At 66.4% G+C, this 16,784-nt stretch carries 14 protein-coding genes, 2 tRNA genes and 1 riboswitch; all 16 genes read left to right on the plus strand.

Annotation, left to right across the window (positions count from 1 at the left end; genetic code table 11):
* Positions 1–170 precede the first annotated feature (170 nt).
* The 16 genes from AC6JAC_RS09955 (at position 171) to AC6JAC_RS10030 (ending at position 16,663) form a co-directional block, all read left to right on the plus strand.
* Positions 171–3,539, plus strand: a complete 3,369-nt coding sequence (locus tag AC6JAC_RS09955) for an Rne/Rng family ribonuclease (RefSeq protein WP_497964514.1) — start codon at positions 171–173, stop codon at positions 3,537–3,539.
* A 131-nt stretch (positions 3,540–3,670) separates the two neighbouring features.
* A riboswitch (TPP riboswitch) is annotated at positions 3,671–3,768 on the plus strand.
* Complete coding sequence (locus AC6JAC_RS09960; protein ID WP_028269007.1) at positions 3,751–5,340, plus strand: bifunctional hydroxymethylpyrimidine kinase/phosphomethylpyrimidine kinase; 1,590 nt, start codon at positions 3,751–3,753, stop codon at positions 5,338–5,340. Its footprint overlaps the riboswitch before it by 18 nt.
* 323 nt (positions 5,341–5,663) lie before the next feature.
* A complete protein-coding gene (rplU, locus tag AC6JAC_RS09965; RefSeq protein WP_011692233.1) occupies positions 5,664–5,972 on the plus strand; it encodes a 50S ribosomal protein L21 in 309 nt (102 codons plus the stop codon).
* Between the two features lie 61 nt (positions 5,973–6,033).
* A complete protein-coding gene (gene rpmA / locus AC6JAC_RS09970; protein WP_009372867.1) occupies positions 6,034–6,297 on the plus strand; it encodes a 50S ribosomal protein L27 in 264 nt (87 codons plus the stop codon).
* A gap of 116 nt (positions 6,298–6,413) precedes the next feature.
* Complete coding sequence (obgE, locus tag AC6JAC_RS09975) at positions 6,414–8,003, plus strand: GTPase ObgE (protein ID WP_028269008.1); 1,590 nt, start codon at positions 6,414–6,416, stop codon at positions 8,001–8,003.
* Between the two features lie 64 nt (positions 8,004–8,067).
* A complete protein-coding gene (gene proB / locus AC6JAC_RS09980; RefSeq protein ID WP_051628678.1) occupies positions 8,068–9,165 on the plus strand; it encodes a glutamate 5-kinase in 1,098 nt (365 codons plus the stop codon).
* A gap of 26 nt (positions 9,166–9,191) precedes the next feature.
* Positions 9,192–10,541, plus strand: coding sequence for a glutamate-5-semialdehyde dehydrogenase (locus AC6JAC_RS09985; protein WP_028269010.1), 1,350 nt, complete (start codon positions 9,192–9,194; stop codon positions 10,539–10,541).
* An 80-nt stretch (positions 10,542–10,621) separates the two neighbouring features.
* Positions 10,622–10,846, plus strand: coding sequence for a hypothetical protein (locus AC6JAC_RS09990; RefSeq protein ID WP_011692229.1), 225 nt, complete (start codon positions 10,622–10,624; stop codon positions 10,844–10,846).
* Positions 10,847–10,901: 55 nt separating this feature from the next.
* Positions 10,902–11,519 carry a nicotinate-nucleotide adenylyltransferase gene (gene nadD, locus AC6JAC_RS09995; RefSeq protein WP_028269011.1) on the plus strand — a complete coding sequence of 206 codons (618 nt, stop codon included), beginning with the start codon at positions 10,902–10,904 and terminating at the stop codon, positions 11,517–11,519.
* 8 nt (positions 11,520–11,527) lie between these two features.
* Positions 11,528–12,817: a hypothetical protein gene (locus AC6JAC_RS10000; protein WP_028269012.1), complete on the plus strand. Its 1,290-nt coding sequence runs from the start codon at positions 11,528–11,530 to the stop codon at positions 12,815–12,817.
* Between the two features lie 105 nt (positions 12,818–12,922).
* Complete coding sequence (rsfS, locus tag AC6JAC_RS10005) at positions 12,923–13,324, plus strand: ribosome silencing factor (RefSeq protein ID WP_011692226.1); 402 nt, start codon at positions 12,923–12,925, stop codon at positions 13,322–13,324.
* A gap of 139 nt (positions 13,325–13,463) precedes the next feature.
* A tRNA-Ala gene (locus AC6JAC_RS10010) sits at positions 13,464–13,536 on the plus strand.
* A gap of 210 nt (positions 13,537–13,746) precedes the next feature.
* Positions 13,747–13,819 (plus strand) — tRNA-Ala (locus tag AC6JAC_RS10015).
* A 71-nt stretch (positions 13,820–13,890) separates the two neighbouring features.
* Positions 13,891–14,241, plus strand: a complete 351-nt coding sequence (locus AC6JAC_RS10020) for a zinc ribbon domain-containing protein YjdM (protein WP_028269013.1) — start codon at positions 13,891–13,893, stop codon at positions 14,239–14,241.
* A 54-nt stretch (positions 14,242–14,295) separates the two neighbouring features.
* Complete coding sequence (locus AC6JAC_RS10025) at positions 14,296–15,408, plus strand: NAD(P)-binding domain-containing protein (RefSeq protein ID WP_043437304.1); 1,113 nt, start codon at positions 14,296–14,298, stop codon at positions 15,406–15,408.
* Positions 15,409–15,526: 118 nt separating this feature from the next.
* Positions 15,527–16,663 carry a class I SAM-dependent methyltransferase gene (locus AC6JAC_RS10030; protein ID WP_043437401.1) on the plus strand — a complete coding sequence of 379 codons (1,137 nt, stop codon included), beginning with the start codon at positions 15,527–15,529 and terminating at the stop codon, positions 16,661–16,663.
* Positions 16,664–16,784 lie beyond the last annotated feature (121 nt).

The raw sequence follows: 16,784 nt of genomic DNA on the forward strand, positions 1-16,784 counted from the left end.
CAACGGGTTTCAGAACAACGCTACCGGCCCTCCAGGGCTGCCGCACCCCACTGCCGGTGCGAACCTGAGGGTATCCAATTGACTTCTGTCAACGCCTGCGGGTTTTGACAATATGTGCCCCAATGGGTGCCGGATGTGGCGGTGCGTCAGGGGCAGGAGTGTCGCCACATATGGATAATGACCAGGTTCAAGCCATTAATGAAGAAACCGCTGCTAGCGAAGAGGCAGTAGCGCCCCCAGCGCCCAAGCGGGCCGTCCGGACACGGCGCAAAGTTGTCCCCAAGACTGAAGCCGTCGAATCGGAGCCAGCCCGGGCGGAGACCCCGGAAGCAGAAGCCCCGGCAGCAGACACCCCGGCGGAAGAAGCCGCTGCAGTGGAAAAGCCGCCGGCGCGCCGCAGCCGTTCACGGAAAAAGGTGGAGCCCGCCGAGCCGCTTCCGGTATTCGCCGATGACGCGTCGGTGACGGTTACTGCAGAGCAGGTTGAAACCGGGCAGGGTGAAACCGGGCAGGCACTTGAGGCGCCGGCAGAAGCCGCCGTCGTCGAAAAGCCTGTCCGCCGCCGTGCCTCACGCGCCAAAGCCCCGGCCAAAGCCGCCGACGTCCAGCCGGCCGCTGAGCCTGCCGCCGCCACGGAAGCCGCGCCCGCTGCCGAATCCGTAGCAGCAGAATCCGCAGCAACAACTGAACCGGCAGCAACAACTGAACCGACCGAACAAAACGTGGCCGCCGCCGGCCAGGAACCCGCCGCTCCCGTACCTGCCGAGCCGGCGCAGCCTGCAGCGGCTGAAGCCGCCAGCCCCGTCGGTGCGCTCTTCCTCGAACCCGGCGCTGTCACCTCCATGATTTTCCAGGCACCGGACCTGAGCGCCGTGGTCCGCCCGGCAGCCGCGCCTGCCGCGGCCAAGGAAAGCGACGAGGAGACGGAGGACGAGGGCGAGGGCGAGGATGTCGACGCCGGTGGCTCGCGCCGCCGTCGAAGCCGCGGACGCCGTGGCCGCAGCCGCGTAACCGACCGGGAAGCTGCCGGCGAATCCGAGGCTGGCGAAGGCGCCGGCGACGAGGACGCCGATGAGGAGTCCATCGTTACCGCGGACGACGGCGTCACGTCCCGCCGCCGTCGCCGCCGCCGCCGCGGCGACCAGGACCTTGAGCTCACTGGCGGGGGAGACGATGACCCGCCCAACACCGTGACGCGCGTCCGGGCGCCCCGGGCCATCAGCGAGGCGCCCGTCAACAACCGCGTCACGTCTGTCAAGGGCTCCACCCGGCTTGAGGCCAAGAAGCAGCGCCGCCGCGAATCCCGCGACACCGGCCGCCGCCGCACCGTGATTACCGAGGCGGAGTTCCTGGCCCGCCGCGAATCCGTGGACCGCCAGATGATCGTCCGCCAGCGCGACGACAGAATCCAGATCGGCGTCCTGGAAGACGGCGTCCTGGCCGAGCACTTCGTTTCCAAGACCCAGCAGGACTCCCTGATCGGCAACGTGTACCTGGGCAAGGTCCAGAACGTCCTGCCCTCCATGGAAGCCGCATTCGTGGATATCGGACGCGGCCGCAACGCCGTGCTGTACGCCGGCGAGGTCAACTGGGACGCCGTCAACCTTGAGGGCAAGCAGCGCCGGATCGAGAACGCGCTGAAGTCCGGGGACTCCGTATTGGTCCAGGTCACCAAGGACCCGGTCGGCCACAAGGGCGCCCGCCTGACGAGCCAGATCTCCCTGCCCGGCCGCTACCTCGTCTACGTTCCCGGCGGTTCCATGACCGGGATCTCCCGCAAGCTGCCCGACGTCGAGCGCAACCGGCTCAAGCGGATCCTGAAGGACCGCCTCCCCGAAGATGCCGGCGTTATTGTCCGCACGGCCGCCGAGGGGGCGTCCGAGGAAGAGCTGACGCACGACATCAACCGCCTGCGCGCCCAGTGGGAAGGCATCGAAGGCCAGGCCACGTCCACCAAGATCCTTGCGCCGGAGCTGCTCTACGGCGAACCGGACCTCACCATCAAGGTGGTCCGCGACGTCTTCAACGAGGACTTCTCCAAGCTGATCGTTTCCGGCGAGGAAGCCTGGGACACCATCGAGGCGTACGTCACGTACGTGGCGCCGGACCTGGTGGGCCGGCTCGAAAAGTGGACCAAGGACACGGACATCTTCGCGGCCTGGCGGATCGACGAGCAGATCCACAAGGCCTTGGACCGCAAGGTCTTCCTGCCTTCCGGCGGCTCCCTGGTGATCGACCGCACCGAAGCCATGACCGTGGTTGACGTCAACACCGGCAAGTTCACCGGCAGCGGCGGCAACCTTGAGGAAACCGTCACCAAGAACAACCTGGAAGCGGCCGAGGAAGTGGTGCGCCAGCTGCGGCTCCGCGACATCGGCGGCATTATCGTCATTGACTTCATCGACATGGTGCTCGAATCCAACCGCGACCTTGTGCTTCGCCGCATGGTCGAGTGCCTCGGACGCGACCGGACCAAGCACCAGGTTGCCGAAGTCACCTCGCTGGGCCTCGTGCAGATGACCCGCAAGCGCATGGGCACCGGTCTCCTGGAAGTCTTCGGCGAGCAGTGCGAGGCATGCGCCGGCCGCGGCATCGTCACCCACGACGAGCCCGTGGAACACCGCCGCGCCAACGTTGTGGCCGCCGAACACCACGTGCCGCGGACGGAAACCCAGCAGCCACCCCGTACGGAGCGCAAGAGCCGCCGACGCGGCAAGGGCGGCCAGCCGTCTTCCGAGGCTGCTCCGCTGACGCCGGCTCCTGTGCACCACGAGCCCACCGACGCCGAGCGCCATGCCAAGGCTGAAGCGACCCGCGTGGCGCTGGCCAACATCGCAGCGGCAGCGCATGCTGCCCACCTCCACGATGCCGAGGCCGGCCATGCAGCCCCCGCGGCCGCGGCCGCCGCAGCACAGGCAGTAGGCCAGGCACTGGCAGCCCAGGCACAGGGCGCCCAGTCCCCGGCCGGGCAGGCAGGAGCGCCGGCGCGGCCGGCTCCGACGCAGGCCACCCCGTCTGCACCCGCTGCGGCCCGGCCCGCGAAGGTGTCGGAAACCGAAGTGGCTGCTGCAGGGCGGCCGGCAGCGGTCCTGACCTTTGGCGGCGAAAAGGTGGCACTGCCGTTCGTAGAGCACGCCGGAGAAGCCCCTGCCTCCGGACCGGCACTGACCCTTGACCGCCTGGCCGAAGCTTTCGCCCACCTTGGTGAGCCTGCCGCGGCAGAGGCTCCGGCATCACCGGTTGAACCGCAGGCACCGGCAGCGCAGGCGCCGGCGGCCCAGGCTGTTGAAGCCGACTACACCGACCACACCGCGGTGCAGGGCCGGGCCCGCCGTCCCCGCCGCAACCGAAGCGCGAGCCGTGCCCAGGGCGCAGCGAACGAGACGTCCGTGGAACACCACGAGACTGCCCCGGTTGCCGCATCAGGGCACACGCACGAAGCCAAGGCACCTGAGCCGGCGAAGAAGGATGCGCCCGCCAAGGCGCCGGCCAACGAGCCGATCATCCTTGGCGTGGGGGTCCCGGCCTCGGAACTCTGAGCCAACGAGCTTTGATCAGGCCAGGCTTTCGTTCAGCCAGCTGACACCGCGGGTGCGGCCCGGGACAGGCGTAGCAATACGCGTGTTTCGGGCCGTGCCCGCGAGTTCGTTGCGGGGAAAAGCTAGGCTAGGGGACTGACACGGGGTGCCGCGCACAGGGCCGGCTGAGATCCAGACCCGTTGAACCTGTCCGGTTAGCACCGGCGAAGGGATGTCTCCTTTGGCTTCATCATTCCTGCCCACTCCTGCCACGCCCGTAGCGCCTGCACCGGGAGGCGGCCCGCTGCGCAGCACGCCGCGGGTGCTGGCCATCGCCGGTTCCGATCCGTCCGGCGGGGCGGGAATCCAGGCGGACCTCAAAAGCATTGCCGCCAACGGGGGATACGGCATGGCTGCCATCACCGCCCTGACGGCACAGAACACCCACGGTGTCCGGGCGGTCCACGTTCCGCCGGCCGGCTTCCTGACTGCGCAGCTAGAGGCCATTAGCGACGACATCAGCATCGACGCCGTGAAAATCGGCATGCTGGGCGACTCTGCGGTGATTGCCGCCGTCCGTAGCTGGCTGGAGAAAGCCCGTCCCGCCGTCGTGGTTCTTGACCCCGTGATGGTCGCCACCAGCGGGGACCGGCTCCTGCAGGAGGCTGCCGAGGCCGAGCTGCGCGAACTGCTGCCGCTGGCCGACCTCATCACGCCGAACCTGGCAGAACTGGCGATGCTGCTCAACGAGCCACTGGCGGACAACTGGGAAGCGGCACTCGGCCAGGGCAAGCGCCTCGCCGCGCAGGCGGGCACCACGGTGCTGGTCAAGGGCGGACACCTCGAGGGCGGCGAATGCCCCGACGCCCTCGTCAACACTGAAGGACTGCTCGCCCAGGACGTTGTGGTGGTCCCCGGCGCGCGGATCGACACCAGGAACAGCCACGGCACCGGCTGTTCCCTGTCCTCGGCCATGGCCACCGCGCAGGCAAGGCTGGGGGATTGGGAGGCATCCCTGCGGGCAGTGAAGCCATGGCTGCAGGGAGCGCTCAGGGAAGCCGGAGCGCTGGAGGTGGGAACGGGCAACGGCCCGGTGCACCATTTCCACCATCTGGCGCCGAAGGGCCAGGATGCGCTGGCCGCAGGGGAGTTCGCCGCGGCGCTCCGGCAGGACGCCGGAGCGGACCTGGATGACATCTACGGGCTGGACTTCATCCGCGGCCTCGCCGACGGCTCCCTTACCGAGCAGCACTTTGCGTATTACCTTGCCCAGGATGCCATCTACCTGAACGGCTATTCCAGGGTTCTGTCCCGTGCCGCCGCCATTGCCCCCACCGAGGCCGAACAGCTCTTCTGGGCCCGCTCGGCGCAACAATGCCTGGAAGTGGAGTCCGAACTGCACAGGACGTGGCTCAGCACCCGGAACGTGGACGCCGCCCTGGGACCGGTCACCAAGTCCTACGTGGACCACCTGCTGGCCTCATCTGTTTCCGGAAGCTATGGAGTGCTCGTGGCCGCGGTGCTGCCGTGCTTCTGGCTTTACGCCGAGGTGGGTGCCACCTTGCACGGTCAGTTCGAGGCGGCCGGGTCGCCGTCGGGCCATCCCTACGCCGACTGGCTCCGCACGTACGCCGACGAGGAATTCGCCGCCGCCACCAGGGAGGCAGTGCGTATCACCGACGACGCCGCACAGGCTGCCTCTGCAGCAGAACGGCAGGCCATGCGCCTGGCCTTCCGGCAGTCGTGCCGCTACGAGGTGGACTTTTTCGACGCGCCGCGCGTGCATGCTGCACCGCAAAGTGTTCCGGAGCCGGTAAGGTAATGGGGCACGGTTCCGGAAGTCGTTGCAGCGGCAGTCTGTATTGCACAGAGTGGCGCCTATCACGTACTACCGTCGGAGCCAGCCTCATTTGCGGCCGAAGGCAAAATTAGCGTAGTCTAGATCTTCGGTGCTTACGCCAACACTTGGGTTATGACCCCGGAACAGTCTGTTTGGAATGACAAGCGGAATGGTTCGTGGGATAACTCATGGGTTCCCCCGGGGAATCCACCGGCGTTGAGGCACAGCGTGAGCCAGGCCAAACAATTGGACCCAGGTTCCGCACGCAAATCTAGTAATAAACGTCGAGAGAAGTGAGTTCCCCAGTGGTGTACGCGATTGTCCGCGCAGGCGGCCGCCAAGAGAAGGTTTCCGTTGGAGACTTCGTTACCCTGAACCGCGTCCCCGGTGGAGCCGGCAGCACCATTGAGTTGCCCGCACTGCTCCTGGTAGACGGTGACAAAGTCACGTCTGCCGCTGCGGACCTGGCCAAGGTAACGGTTACGGCTGAGATCCTCCAGGACCTTCGTGGTCCGAAGATCGTCATCCAGAAGTTCAAGAACAAGACCGGGTACAAGAAGCGCCAGGGTCACCGTCAGGAACTGACCAAGGTCAAGATCACCGGTATCAAGTAACCTTCCGTTACTTTTCAGGTTTTCAGCAGATTCCCCAGAATTTTTAAGGCAGGCATTTCAAATGGCACATAAAAAAGGCGCGAGCTCCACTCGCAACGGTCGTGACTCCAACGCCCAGTACCTCGGCGTCAAGCGCTTCGGCGGCCAGGTAGTTTCCGCAGGCGAGATCATCGTCCGCCAGCGTGGCACCCACTTCCACCCGGGCGCCGGCGTTGGCCGTGGCGGCGACGACACCCTGTTCGCCCTGACCCCCGGCGCTGTCGAATTCGGCACCCGCCGCGGCCGTCGAGTCGTGAACATCGTTGCTGCTGCAGCTGCAGAGTAACAACAAGATCTAAACCGGTGGAGCGGGCCATGATGGCCCGCTCCACTGTTCTTTTAACCGCATTACAATCAATTTGGGCGTCCAAGACGGTCAGGTTAAGCACAGAGGAGATTCACGTGGCGAGCTTTGTAGACCGGGTAGTACTGCACGTATCCGGCGGTACCGGCGGTCACGGCTGTGTCTCCGTCCACCGCGAGAAGTTCAAGCCCCTGGGCGGTCCGGACGGCGGCAACGGCGGCGACGGCGGCGATGTCATCCTGCGCGTTGACCCCCAGACCACCACGCTGCTGGACTACCACCACGCGCCGCACCGCCACGCCACCAACGGCGGACCCGGCATGGGCGACTGGCGCGGCGGCAAGAACGGCGAAACCCTGATCCTTCCCGTTCCGGAAGGCACCGTCGTCAAGACCAAGGACGGTCGCGTGCTGGCCGACCTCGTCGGCGAAGGCACCGAGTTCATCGCTGCCGCCGGCGGCCCCGGCGGGCTCGGCAACGCCGCACTTTCCTCGCAGAAGCGCCGCGCCCCGGGCTTCGCGCTGCTCGGCATCGAAGGCGAATCCAGCGACATCGTCCTGGAACTGAAGTCCATTGCGGACATCGCCCTGGTGGGCTTCCCGTCCGCCGGCAAGTCCAGCCTGATTGCCGCCATGTCCGCGGCACGCCCGAAAATTGCCGACTACCCCTTCACCACGCTGATCCCCAACCTGGGCGTCGTCCAGGCCGGCGACGTGCGCTTCACCATTGCAGACGTCCCCGGCCTCATCGAGGGAGCCAGCGAGGGCAAGGGCCTGGGCCACCACTTCCTGCGGCACGTGGAACGCTGCGCCGCGCTGGTTCACGTCCTGGACTGCGGAACGCTCGAGGCTGACCGCGATCCGCTGTCCGACCTCGCCATCATCGAAGCCGAGCTCGAAAAGTACGCGGTTGACATGAGCTACGCCGGCAGCGACGGCGAAGTTGTCCCGCTCAACCACCGGCCGCGCCTTGTGGCCCTGAACAAGGTGGACCTGCCGGACGGCAAGGACATGGCCGAATTCGTCCGGCCCGAGCTTGAGTCCCGCGGCTACCGCGTGTTCGAAATCTCCGCCACGAGCCATGAAGGCCTGCGCCAGCTTGGCTTCGCCATGGCGGAGATCGTCAAGGCCGCCCGGGACGCTGTGGCCGCCACGCCGCCCAAGGTCCACGCCCCGGTGCTGCGCCCCCGCGCAGTCAACGAGTCCGGCTTCAAGATCCGCCGCGAGGAAAAGAACCTCGAGCCGCTGTTCCGCGTTTTGGGCGACAAGCCCGTGCGCTGGGTCAAGCAGACCGACTTCACCAACGAGGAAGCCATCGGCTACCTCGCGGACCGCCTGGCCAAGCTGGGCGTCGAAAACGAGCTGTTCAAGCAGGGCGCGAAGCCCGGCGACACCGTTGTGATCGGTGAAGACGACGGCGTGGTCTTCGACTGGGAGCCCACCATGATGGCCGGCGCCGAGCTGCTTGCCTCGCCGCGTGGCACGGACGTCCGCTTCGCCGACATCGGCGACCGCCCCACCCGCGGTCAGAAGCGTGACGAGCAGCAGGAGCGCCGCGACGCCAAGGCTGCGGCCCGGGCCGAGCTGGAAGCCGAACGTAAAGCCGGCATCTGGACTGAATCAGTGAGCGGCCGCCGTGCCGCACAGCCGCTCAAGGAAAGCGGACTGACCACCGAGAATGAGGAGTGAACCCCCACACGTGACCGATAATTCCGCAATTGTCATCGAGGAACCCAGGACCGACGACCGCAGCATGCTCGCCAGGGCGCGCCGCATCGTGGTCAAGGTCGGATCGTCGTCGCTCACCAGCATCCAGGGTGGAATTTCAGAAGAGGCGCTGATCAGGCTTTCGGACGCGCTGGCCGCCAAGTGCAACGCCGGCACGGAGATCATCCTCGTGTCCTCCGGCGCCATCTCGGCCGGCCTGGCCCCGCTGGGCCTGGTGAAGCGTCCCCGGGACCTCGCCACCCAGCAGGCAGCCGCCAGCGTGGGCCAGGGGCTCCTCATGGCCCGCTACACGCATGCCTTCGCAGCACACGGCGTGACCGTGAGCCAGGTCCTGCTGACCGCGGATGACCTGATGCGGCGCAGCCACCACATGAATGCTTTCCGCGCCCTGAACCGGCTCCTCAACCTGGGCGTTGTGCCCGTGGTCAACGAGAACGACACCGTGGCCACGCACAAGATCCGTTTCGGTGACAACGACCGGCTGTCCGCCCTCGTGGCGCACCTGGTCCGGGCCGATGCCCTGGTGCTGCTCTCCGATGTCGACTCGCTCTATGACGGGCCGCCCTCAAAAGGTGCCAAGCGAATCGCCCAGGTGGACGGCCCCCAGGACCTTGAGGGCGTCAATATCGGCAAGCCCGGCAAGGCAGGCGTGGGAACCGGCGGCATGCAGACCAAGGTCGAGGCCGCCACGATGGCAGCCGATTCGGGAATCCCCGCGCTCGTCACGTCCACCGCCAACGCCGCAGCAGCCTTGAACGGCGAGGACGTGGGAACCTGGTTCTCCGTCAACAGCGGCCGCAAATCGGTGCGGATGATGTGGCTCGCCCACCTTGCGCACGTGCAGGGCCGGCTGTTACTCGACGACGGCGCCGTCAAGGCTGTCCGTGACCACCGCTTCTCGCTGCTCCCGGCCGGGATCACAGCCGTTGAAGGCACCTTTGAATCAGGCGACGCCGTCGAAATGGTTTCCCCGGACGGTACGGTCATCGCCCGCGGTCTGGTCAACTATTCCTCGGACGAACTGCCCCAAATGCTGGGACGTTCCACGGTGGAACTGGGGGAGTCCCTCGGCCGTGGCTTCGACCGTGAGGTTGTTCACGTTGATGACCTGGTTCTGGTCTAGCGGGCTGATTCGCCTAGACTTGAATGATGACTGAGGCACTGATCCACCAAGCCGCCGAGAAATCCCACGAGGCCGCGGAGGTATCTTCCGCGCCGGAAGATGCCCAGCTGTCCCCGGCTGAAGTCGAGGCCGCCGTGCACGCCATCGCTGACCGATCCCGTCACGCTGCCCGCCGGATGGCGCGCGCAAACCGTGCCTGGAAGGACAAGGGCCTTCGCGCCATCGGTGCGGCCCTGATCGCCAGCAAGGCCCAGATCCTGGCCGCCAATGCCAAGGATGTGGAAGCCGGCCGTGCCAACGGAACATCGGCCGCCCTCCTGGACCGCCTGACGCTTAACGACACGCGCATCGAGGCCCTCGCCGCTGCGCTGGAGAACCTTGCGGGCCTGCCGGACCCCGTGGGGAATGTGGTCCGCGGCCAGACGCTGCCCAACGGCCTGCGCCTGCGCCAGATCAACGTTCCCATGGGCGTCGTTGCCGCCATCTATGAGGCCCGCCCCAACGTGACCGTGGACATTGCCGGGCTGGCGCTGAAAAGCGGCAACGCGGTGATCCTTCGGGGCGGCACAGCCGCCGCGGCCACCAATGAGGCCCTCATCCGGGTCCTCCGCGACGCTCTTGATTCAGTGGGCCTGCCCGCGGACGCCGTCCAGAGCGTGGACCAGTTCGGCCGTGAAGGCGCCAATGTCCTGATGCGGGCCCGCGGCCGGGTGGACGTCCTGATTCCCCGCGGCGGCAGGGACCTGATCCAGACCGTGGTCAACAATTCGTCCGTACCCGTCATCGAGACCGGCGAAGGCAACGTCCATATCTTCATTGACGAATCCGCCAGTGAAGACATGGCCGTGGAAATCCTCCTCAACGCCAAGACCCAGCGCCCCAGCGTCTGCAACACCGTGGAGACCCTCCTGGTGCATTCCGGATCCACCGTCCTGCCCGCCGTCGCCGCCGCCCTCCGGAAAGCCGGAGTCACACTGCATGCCGATGAGAGGATCCGCGCCGCGCTGCCCGCCTCCGTGGAATCCGTTCCGGCCACGGACGAGGACTGGGCCACCGAATACATGGACCTCGACCTCGCGGTGGGCATGGTGGACAACCTGGATGAGGCCGTGAAGCACATCCGTAAATGGTCCACCGGCCACACCGAGGCCATCATCACCAACGACCTCGCGAACGCTGAACGGTTTATATCCGAAATCGACTCAGCAGCGGTTATCGTCAACGCCTCCACCAGGTTTACCGACGGCGGTGAACTTGGCCTGGGCGCCGAGGTGGGAATTTCCACCCAGAAGCTCCACGCCCGCGGCCCCATGGGCCTGACGGAACTCACTACCACCAAGTGGATCGTGCAGGGCGAGGGCCAGATCCGCAGCTAGCAACGCTGTAACATGGAACAGAAGTCCGGAACGGCGGGAATGACCGCCGTCGTCATTTTGTGAACTCTTTAGGGGAGAAAATGCTGCTGCAGCAGGTAGGCGCGTCGGTCGCCGAACATGAAGAACTGGCTCCGCTGTGGGCCGAACCGTGGGTCTTTGGTGTGTCCATTTTTGCGATCATGCTCGTTCTGATGTTCGTGACGCTGTCCTACAGCAACCTGGGCAACCGGCATGAGGCCGTCGAGGAGCACTCGGATCCCCACCGCCAGCACCCGAACAAGCACGATCACGGCCAAGGCCACTAACATCACTGCGGTCCTGAAGCGGCGCGGCGCCAAGCGCCGCCTGCGTTTGGGTGTGATGGGTGGCACCTTTGATCCCATCCATCACGGTCACCTTGTCGCCGCCAGCGAAGTTGCGGCCAAGTTCGGCCTCGACGAAGTGGTGTTTGTCCCCACCGGCCAGCCTTGGCAGAAGATGAGCAAGAAGGTCAGCGAACCGGAGCACCGGTATCTCATGACCGTCATCGCCACGGCGTCCAACCCCAGGTTCACCGTCAGCAGGGTTGATGTGGACCGCCCCGGCCCCACCTACACCATCGACACCCTGCGCGACCTCCGTACGCTGCGTCCCGATGCGGACCTTTTCTTCATCACCGGAGCGGACGCCATGGCGCAGATCCTGTCATGGAAGAACATCGATGAACTGTGGTCGCTGGCGCATTTCGTTGGCGTGACCCGGCCCGGGCACGTCCTCGACGGAATGGGCAGGAAAGACGTCAGCCTCCTCGAAGTCCCGGCCATGGCCATTTCCTCGACTGACTGCAGGACGCGCGTCGCGGCCGGGAACCCTGTCTGGTACCTCGTGCCGGACGGGGTGGTCCAATACATTGCGAAATACGGCTTGTATGCCGGGCAGCCGGACCCGGACGACAGTGCCGCACTTACCGAGTTACACGAACCAGCCAGTACCGAGTGAGTTGTTAGATGAGCCAGGAACAGCCTCCCCTCCGTAGCCGCCGCGAATTGCGACAGGCCAGAGATGAGCGCGCGGAATCAGTTCAGGACGCGGTGCCCCCGGCACCGGGTCCGGTTCCCCCTGCCTCAAAAACGCCCGGGAACGCAACACCGGCGCCGGACCGCGAAGACGGCACAGGCCGCATCCGTCGTGTGGCTCCGGGGCCCGTGGACTCGGTCCGGACTCCGGCCGGCCCCGAGCGCTCCTCGCAGAGCCGGGCACGGGACCGCGCTGCCCTGCGCACCATCAAGGAACTGGCGCAGAAGGAGGAGCGGCTGTCCGGCGGCGGTCCGCCCACGCGCCGCCAGCTCCGGCTCCAGCAGCTCCAGGCGGAGGCGGCGCCTGCCACCGCCGCGAACATGGTCGTTCCGCCGGCCCGCACGTCCGCCCAGCGCACCGTTCCTCCTGCACGTCCCGGGCAGGCCGCCCCGCAGGCGCGTCCAGGACAGCCGGCGCCACAGGCCGGCACCCAGCCCGCCGAGGCTCCGCGGACGGAGTCGCCGGAGGCCAGCGCGGACAGCAGGCTTCCCGATGGAATGACCGTCGAGCAGGCCCTTGCAGCGCGTTCCCTCATCGCCGAACAGGCCAGGAACCAGATCGCCAAGATGGAGCACATCGCGGCGAACGATCCCGAAGCAGTGGATCCTGAAATCCTTGCGGAGCAGATTGCCCTGGCCGAGCGCGCCGCCATCCTGAACAAGCGGGCCATGGCCAAGCAGAAGCTGGCCGAGCAGGCCAGCCAGCCTGCACACCCCAAGACCGAGCCCTCGGCTGTCAGCAACCTCGCGATGGTGACTCCGCTGGAGTTCGAGAAGGTCCCCGGCATCGACCGGCCGGTGATGAAAAAGCCTGCTACGTCATATGTCCCCGTGGTCACCAATCCCGGCCCCCGCTTGCAGCCGCCAGGCACCAAGGGGCCCCGCAAAACCGGCCTGCCGAGGCGGAACCCGGCGCCGGCCACCGGCCGGGCGGGCGTACTTGCCCGCGCGGAGGCTGCCGCTCAGGCTGCCGCCGATCCAGCGGCAGCAGCGGCGCCGTCCCCGGCCGTAGAGCCCTGGGCTGCTGAAGCCGGTGAGAATTTCGTGGACAAGCCGCGTGTAGCGGCCAACAGCGCCTACGGCCTGGAACCGCTGGACGCCGTCACCGCTGGCCTGGGCCGGGCGCACCGTATCAGGCTGCTCCAGCTGGCCGTCCTTGCTTTGGGGATTGTTGCGCTGATTGCCGGCGTCACCATGATCATCAGCGGCCTGGCACCCTGATTCAACGCACCGGGGCATCATCCGCCCCGCAGCCCTCTCCGACACCCTGGCGCTGATACCCATCGCGTCCGAACGACATAGCTTTAAACCACAACAAGGAGTCCCGTGACTGCAACCGATTCATCCATCGCCATAGCCCGCGTAGCCGCGCGTGCTGCTGCGGACAAAATAGCCCAGGACATCGTGGGCCTGGACGTCAGCGAACGGCTGGCCCTGGCGGACGTCTTCCTGATCGCCTCGGCGCCCAGTGAGCGCCAGGTCAACGCCATCGTGGACGGCATTGAAGAGGAACTGGGCAAGCAGGATCTCCGTCCTGTCCGCCGCGAGGGCCGTTCCGGCGGACGCTGGGTCCTGCTGGACTACTCCGACGTCGTCATCCACGTCCAGCACGAGGAAGACCGCGTTTTCTACGCCCTCGAGCGCCTGTGGAAGGACTGCCCCGTGGTTGACCTTCAGCTCGGGGAAGACACGTCGGCCAAAGCGGCGGTCTCCTCAGACAGCGAGTAATCCGGAGCAGGCCACCGAATATGCCCGATTTGGAATTTTCGGAATGCCTGTTCTAAGATATTTGAGTTGCTTCGGAGAGATCCGGACAAAGAACCGGGCCCGTCAGTGAAGACTGAAGGTGCCGGAGCAATGAAAATTCGGGGCTGTGGCGCAGCTGGTAGCGCACCTGCATGGCATGCAGGGGGTCAGGGGTTCGAGTCCCCTCAGCTCCACCGAATGGTCCGGCGGAATCGCAAGATTCCGGCGGACCTTTTTGTTTTCCGGCCCTTCCTTTCGTGGCGTTTGTCCGTGCTCATGTCCGCCGTTCAGGGCAGTGGCGGCCGGCGGATCAGGCGCTCCGGACCCGAATTGGCGTCTTACACAATTGTGGTTTAAGATAATCAAGTTGCTTACGGAGATCGGTCCGGAAGAAACAAGAGTTTGGGGCTGTGGCGCAGCTGGTAGCGCACCTGCATGGCATGCAGGGGGTCAGGGGTTCGAGTCCCCTCAGCTCCACCCAGGTTCATCCAGCGAAAGCCGCCCTTCAGGGCGGCTTTCGCTGTTTAACGCTCGACTAATATGGGAGCGTGAACGAAACCCTCCCTCCCTGCCCTGAATGCTCCAGCGAGTACACCTATGAGATGGGCGCGCTGCTGGTGTGCCCCGAGTGCGCCCACGAGTGGTCGGCCGAGGCGACGGATGCCGCAGGAGCCACGGAGTCGGTCATCAAGGATGCGGTGGGAAATGTCCTCGCTGACGGTGACACCGTCACGGTCATCAAGGACCTCAAGATCAAAGGAAGCTCCACGGTCATCAAGGTCGGGACCAAAGTTCGCGGCATCCGGCTGATGGACGGCGTGGGCGACCACGACATCGACTGCAAAGTGGACGGTGTCGGACCCATGCAGCTCAAATCCAGCGTGGTCAAGAAGGTCTAGGCGGGACCGGAGATCCTCAACGCCCAGGCGGCCGGACTTCAGGCCGCGGATGTAGTGGTCATCGGCGCGGGCCAGGCCGGCTTATCCGCCGCCTACCACCTTCAGCGTCGCGGCTTTCTGGCCGCGGGCGGAACCGGCGAAAACGCAGCTCCAGCCATGGCGGAAAATGCGCCAGGTTCATACGTTGTGGTTGACGCCGAAGCCGGGCCTGGTGGCGCATGGCGGCACCGCTGGCAAAGCCTCCGGATGGCCACCGTCAACGGCATCAGCGACCTGCCGGGCATTCCGAAGCCGGACGTCGACCCGGCTGAGCCGAGTTCCGCGTTCCTTTCACGCTACTTCGGTGACTATGAGAGCGGGCTCGGGCTGAATATCCTGCGGCCCGTGAAGGTCCGTTCGGTGTCCCGTGAAGATGACCGCCCTTCGGGGCGCCTTCGGATCGAAACATCCGTGGGCAGCTGGTCCGCGCGGGCGGTCATCAACGCCACCGGCACGTGGACCAGGCCGTTCTGGCCGATCTACCCGGGACAGTCCAGCTTCCGGGGCAGGCAGCTGCACGTGGCCGACTACGTGGCGGCCGAGGAATTCCGCGGGCAGCACGTCATCGTGGTGGGCGGCGGAATTTCCGCCGTCGGGCTGCTGGACGAAATATCCCAGGTGACCACCACCAGCTGGTTTACCCGCCGGGAGCCGGTGTGGCGGGACGCCGAGTTTGACCGGCAGGCGGGCCATGATGCCGTCGCCCTGGTCGAAGAACGGGTCCGCCAGGGACTCCCGCCTCAAAGCGTGGTGTCTGTCACGGGTCTTATCCGGACGCCCTCGCTGCGTGCGGCTGCCGCGCGCGGCGCCCTGAACCGGCGGGAGATGTTCACGGCGATAGAGCCCGACGGCGTCAGGCTGGCCGATGGAAGCTTCCTGGCCGCCGCGGTAATCCTCTGGGCCACCGGCTTCCGGGCGGAGCTGGAACACCTGTCGCCGCTGCACCTGCGGGGCACCGGCGGGGGCATCGCCATGGACGGCACCCAGGTGGCAGCGGAGGAAAGGGTCCACCTGGTGGGGTACGGGCCGTCGTCGTCCACCATTGGCGCAAACCGGGCCGGCAGGGCGGCAGTAGCCGGCATCCTGCGGATGTTCGATCGCCGCGCGGCTGAAGAGGCGCGGACCTGACCGTTGTGCACGCCGCGGACAGCACCGTTTTCGCGGTAGGTTTACTGGGTAGCTTTTCGCCCCGTGGTTCCCTCCCGGCGGCGGAATGACAATGGACAGGGAAGGCGGCAGCTTGCACGTGGCGGACAACACCGTGGCATCAGTACTCGCCGGTCTGCGCCGGTTCCCCGACGTTGAAGCCCCGAACCTGCAGGCTTGGGATGCTACCGACAAGCTACTCCTCGAAACAGCGTCGGAACTGCTGACGCCGGAGAGCCGGATCGCAGTGATTGGTGACCGCTACGGGGCCCTCACCCTGGGGGCGCTGGCCGGCTACGGCGTCCGGGACGTCAAGGTCCACCAGGACCTGATCACGGGGGAGCGGGCACTCCGTAACAATGCCGCAGGGCTTGGCATCGACGCCGGTTTTGAGCAGTTGCCGCTCGGCGCCGCACTGTTCGACGACGCCGACGTGGTGCTGCTCCAGCTGCCCAGGACGCTCGCGGAGCTCGAGGAAGCGGCGGACGCTGTGGCCCGCTACGCGGCTCCGGACACGGTGCTGCTGGCCGGCGGCCGGATCAAGCACATGAGCCTGGGCATGAACAGCGTCCTGCAACGGTACTTCAACGACGTTCAGCCGCAATTGGCCCGGCAAAAATCCCGGGTCCTGATAGCCAGGGACGCCAAGCCGGTAACGGGACCGCCGCCGTTTCCCGTCGCGGACAGCAACAGCGAGCTGGACCTCACAGTCTGCGCACGCGGTGCGGTATTCGCGGGTACCAAGCTCGACATCGGAACAAGGTTCCTGCTGCGGTACGTGCCCGACATGCCGTCGGTACCACATGTTGTGGACCTCGGCTGCGGGACCGGCATATTGGCCGCCATGTACGCCAGGAGCCATCCGGAATCGAACGTCACTGCGACTGACCAGTCGGCCGCGGCCGTCGACTCTGCCCGGGCCACAGCTGAAGCCAACGGCCTGGCGGGGCGGATCACCGTCCTCCAGGACGATGCCATGGACTCCCTGCCGGACGGAAGCGCCGGCCTCATCCTGTTGAATCCGCCCTTTCACCTGGGTGCCAGCGTCCACGCCGGGGCGGGAATCAAAATGTTCCGTGCCGCTGGAAGGGTGCTGGCGCCGGGCGGAGAACTCTGGACCGTCTACAACAGCCACCTGCAGTATCTGCCCGCACTGGAACGGTTTGTCGGCCCCACCCGCGTGGCAGGCAGGAACGCCAAATTCACTGTTGCGGTCAGCACCCCCCGCGCTGCGTAGCGGCAAGTGCCGCGACGCCGGGATGCCGGAGCCGGGTGCACGCCCGCCGCGGCAGCGAAACCACCGTGGCCAAAGTCAGCGTGTGAGCGTACCGCAGCGCGCGCGGGTAACGTACGATTCA

This window comes from Arthrobacter sp. KUASC02 (genome assembly GCF_059739395.1).

Coding starts and splice junctions, on each gene's coding strand:
- nadD (WP_028269011.1), top strand. CDS start 10,902: ATGGGTGGCACCTTTGATCCCATCCATCACGGTCACCTTGTCGCCGCC.
- rpmA (WP_009372867.1), top strand. CDS start 6,034: ATGGCACATAAAAAAGGCGCGAGCTCCACTCGCAACGGTCGTGACTCC.
- AC6JAC_RS10000 (WP_028269012.1), top strand. CDS start 11,528: ATGAGCCAGGAACAGCCTCCCCTCCGTAGCCGCCGCGAATTGCGACAG.
- AC6JAC_RS09955 (WP_497964514.1), top strand. CDS start 171: ATGGATAATGACCAGGTTCAAGCCATTAATGAAGAAACCGCTGCTAGC.
- AC6JAC_RS09960 (WP_028269007.1), top strand. CDS start 3,751: ATGTCTCCTTTGGCTTCATCATTCCTGCCCACTCCTGCCACGCCCGTA.
- AC6JAC_RS09985 (WP_028269010.1), top strand. CDS start 9,192: ATGACTGAGGCACTGATCCACCAAGCCGCCGAGAAATCCCACGAGGCC.
- AC6JAC_RS09990 (WP_011692229.1), top strand. CDS start 10,622: ATGCTGCTGCAGCAGGTAGGCGCGTCGGTCGCCGAACATGAAGAACTG.
- proB (WP_051628678.1), top strand. CDS start 8,068: ATGCTCGCCAGGGCGCGCCGCATCGTGGTCAAGGTCGGATCGTCGTCG.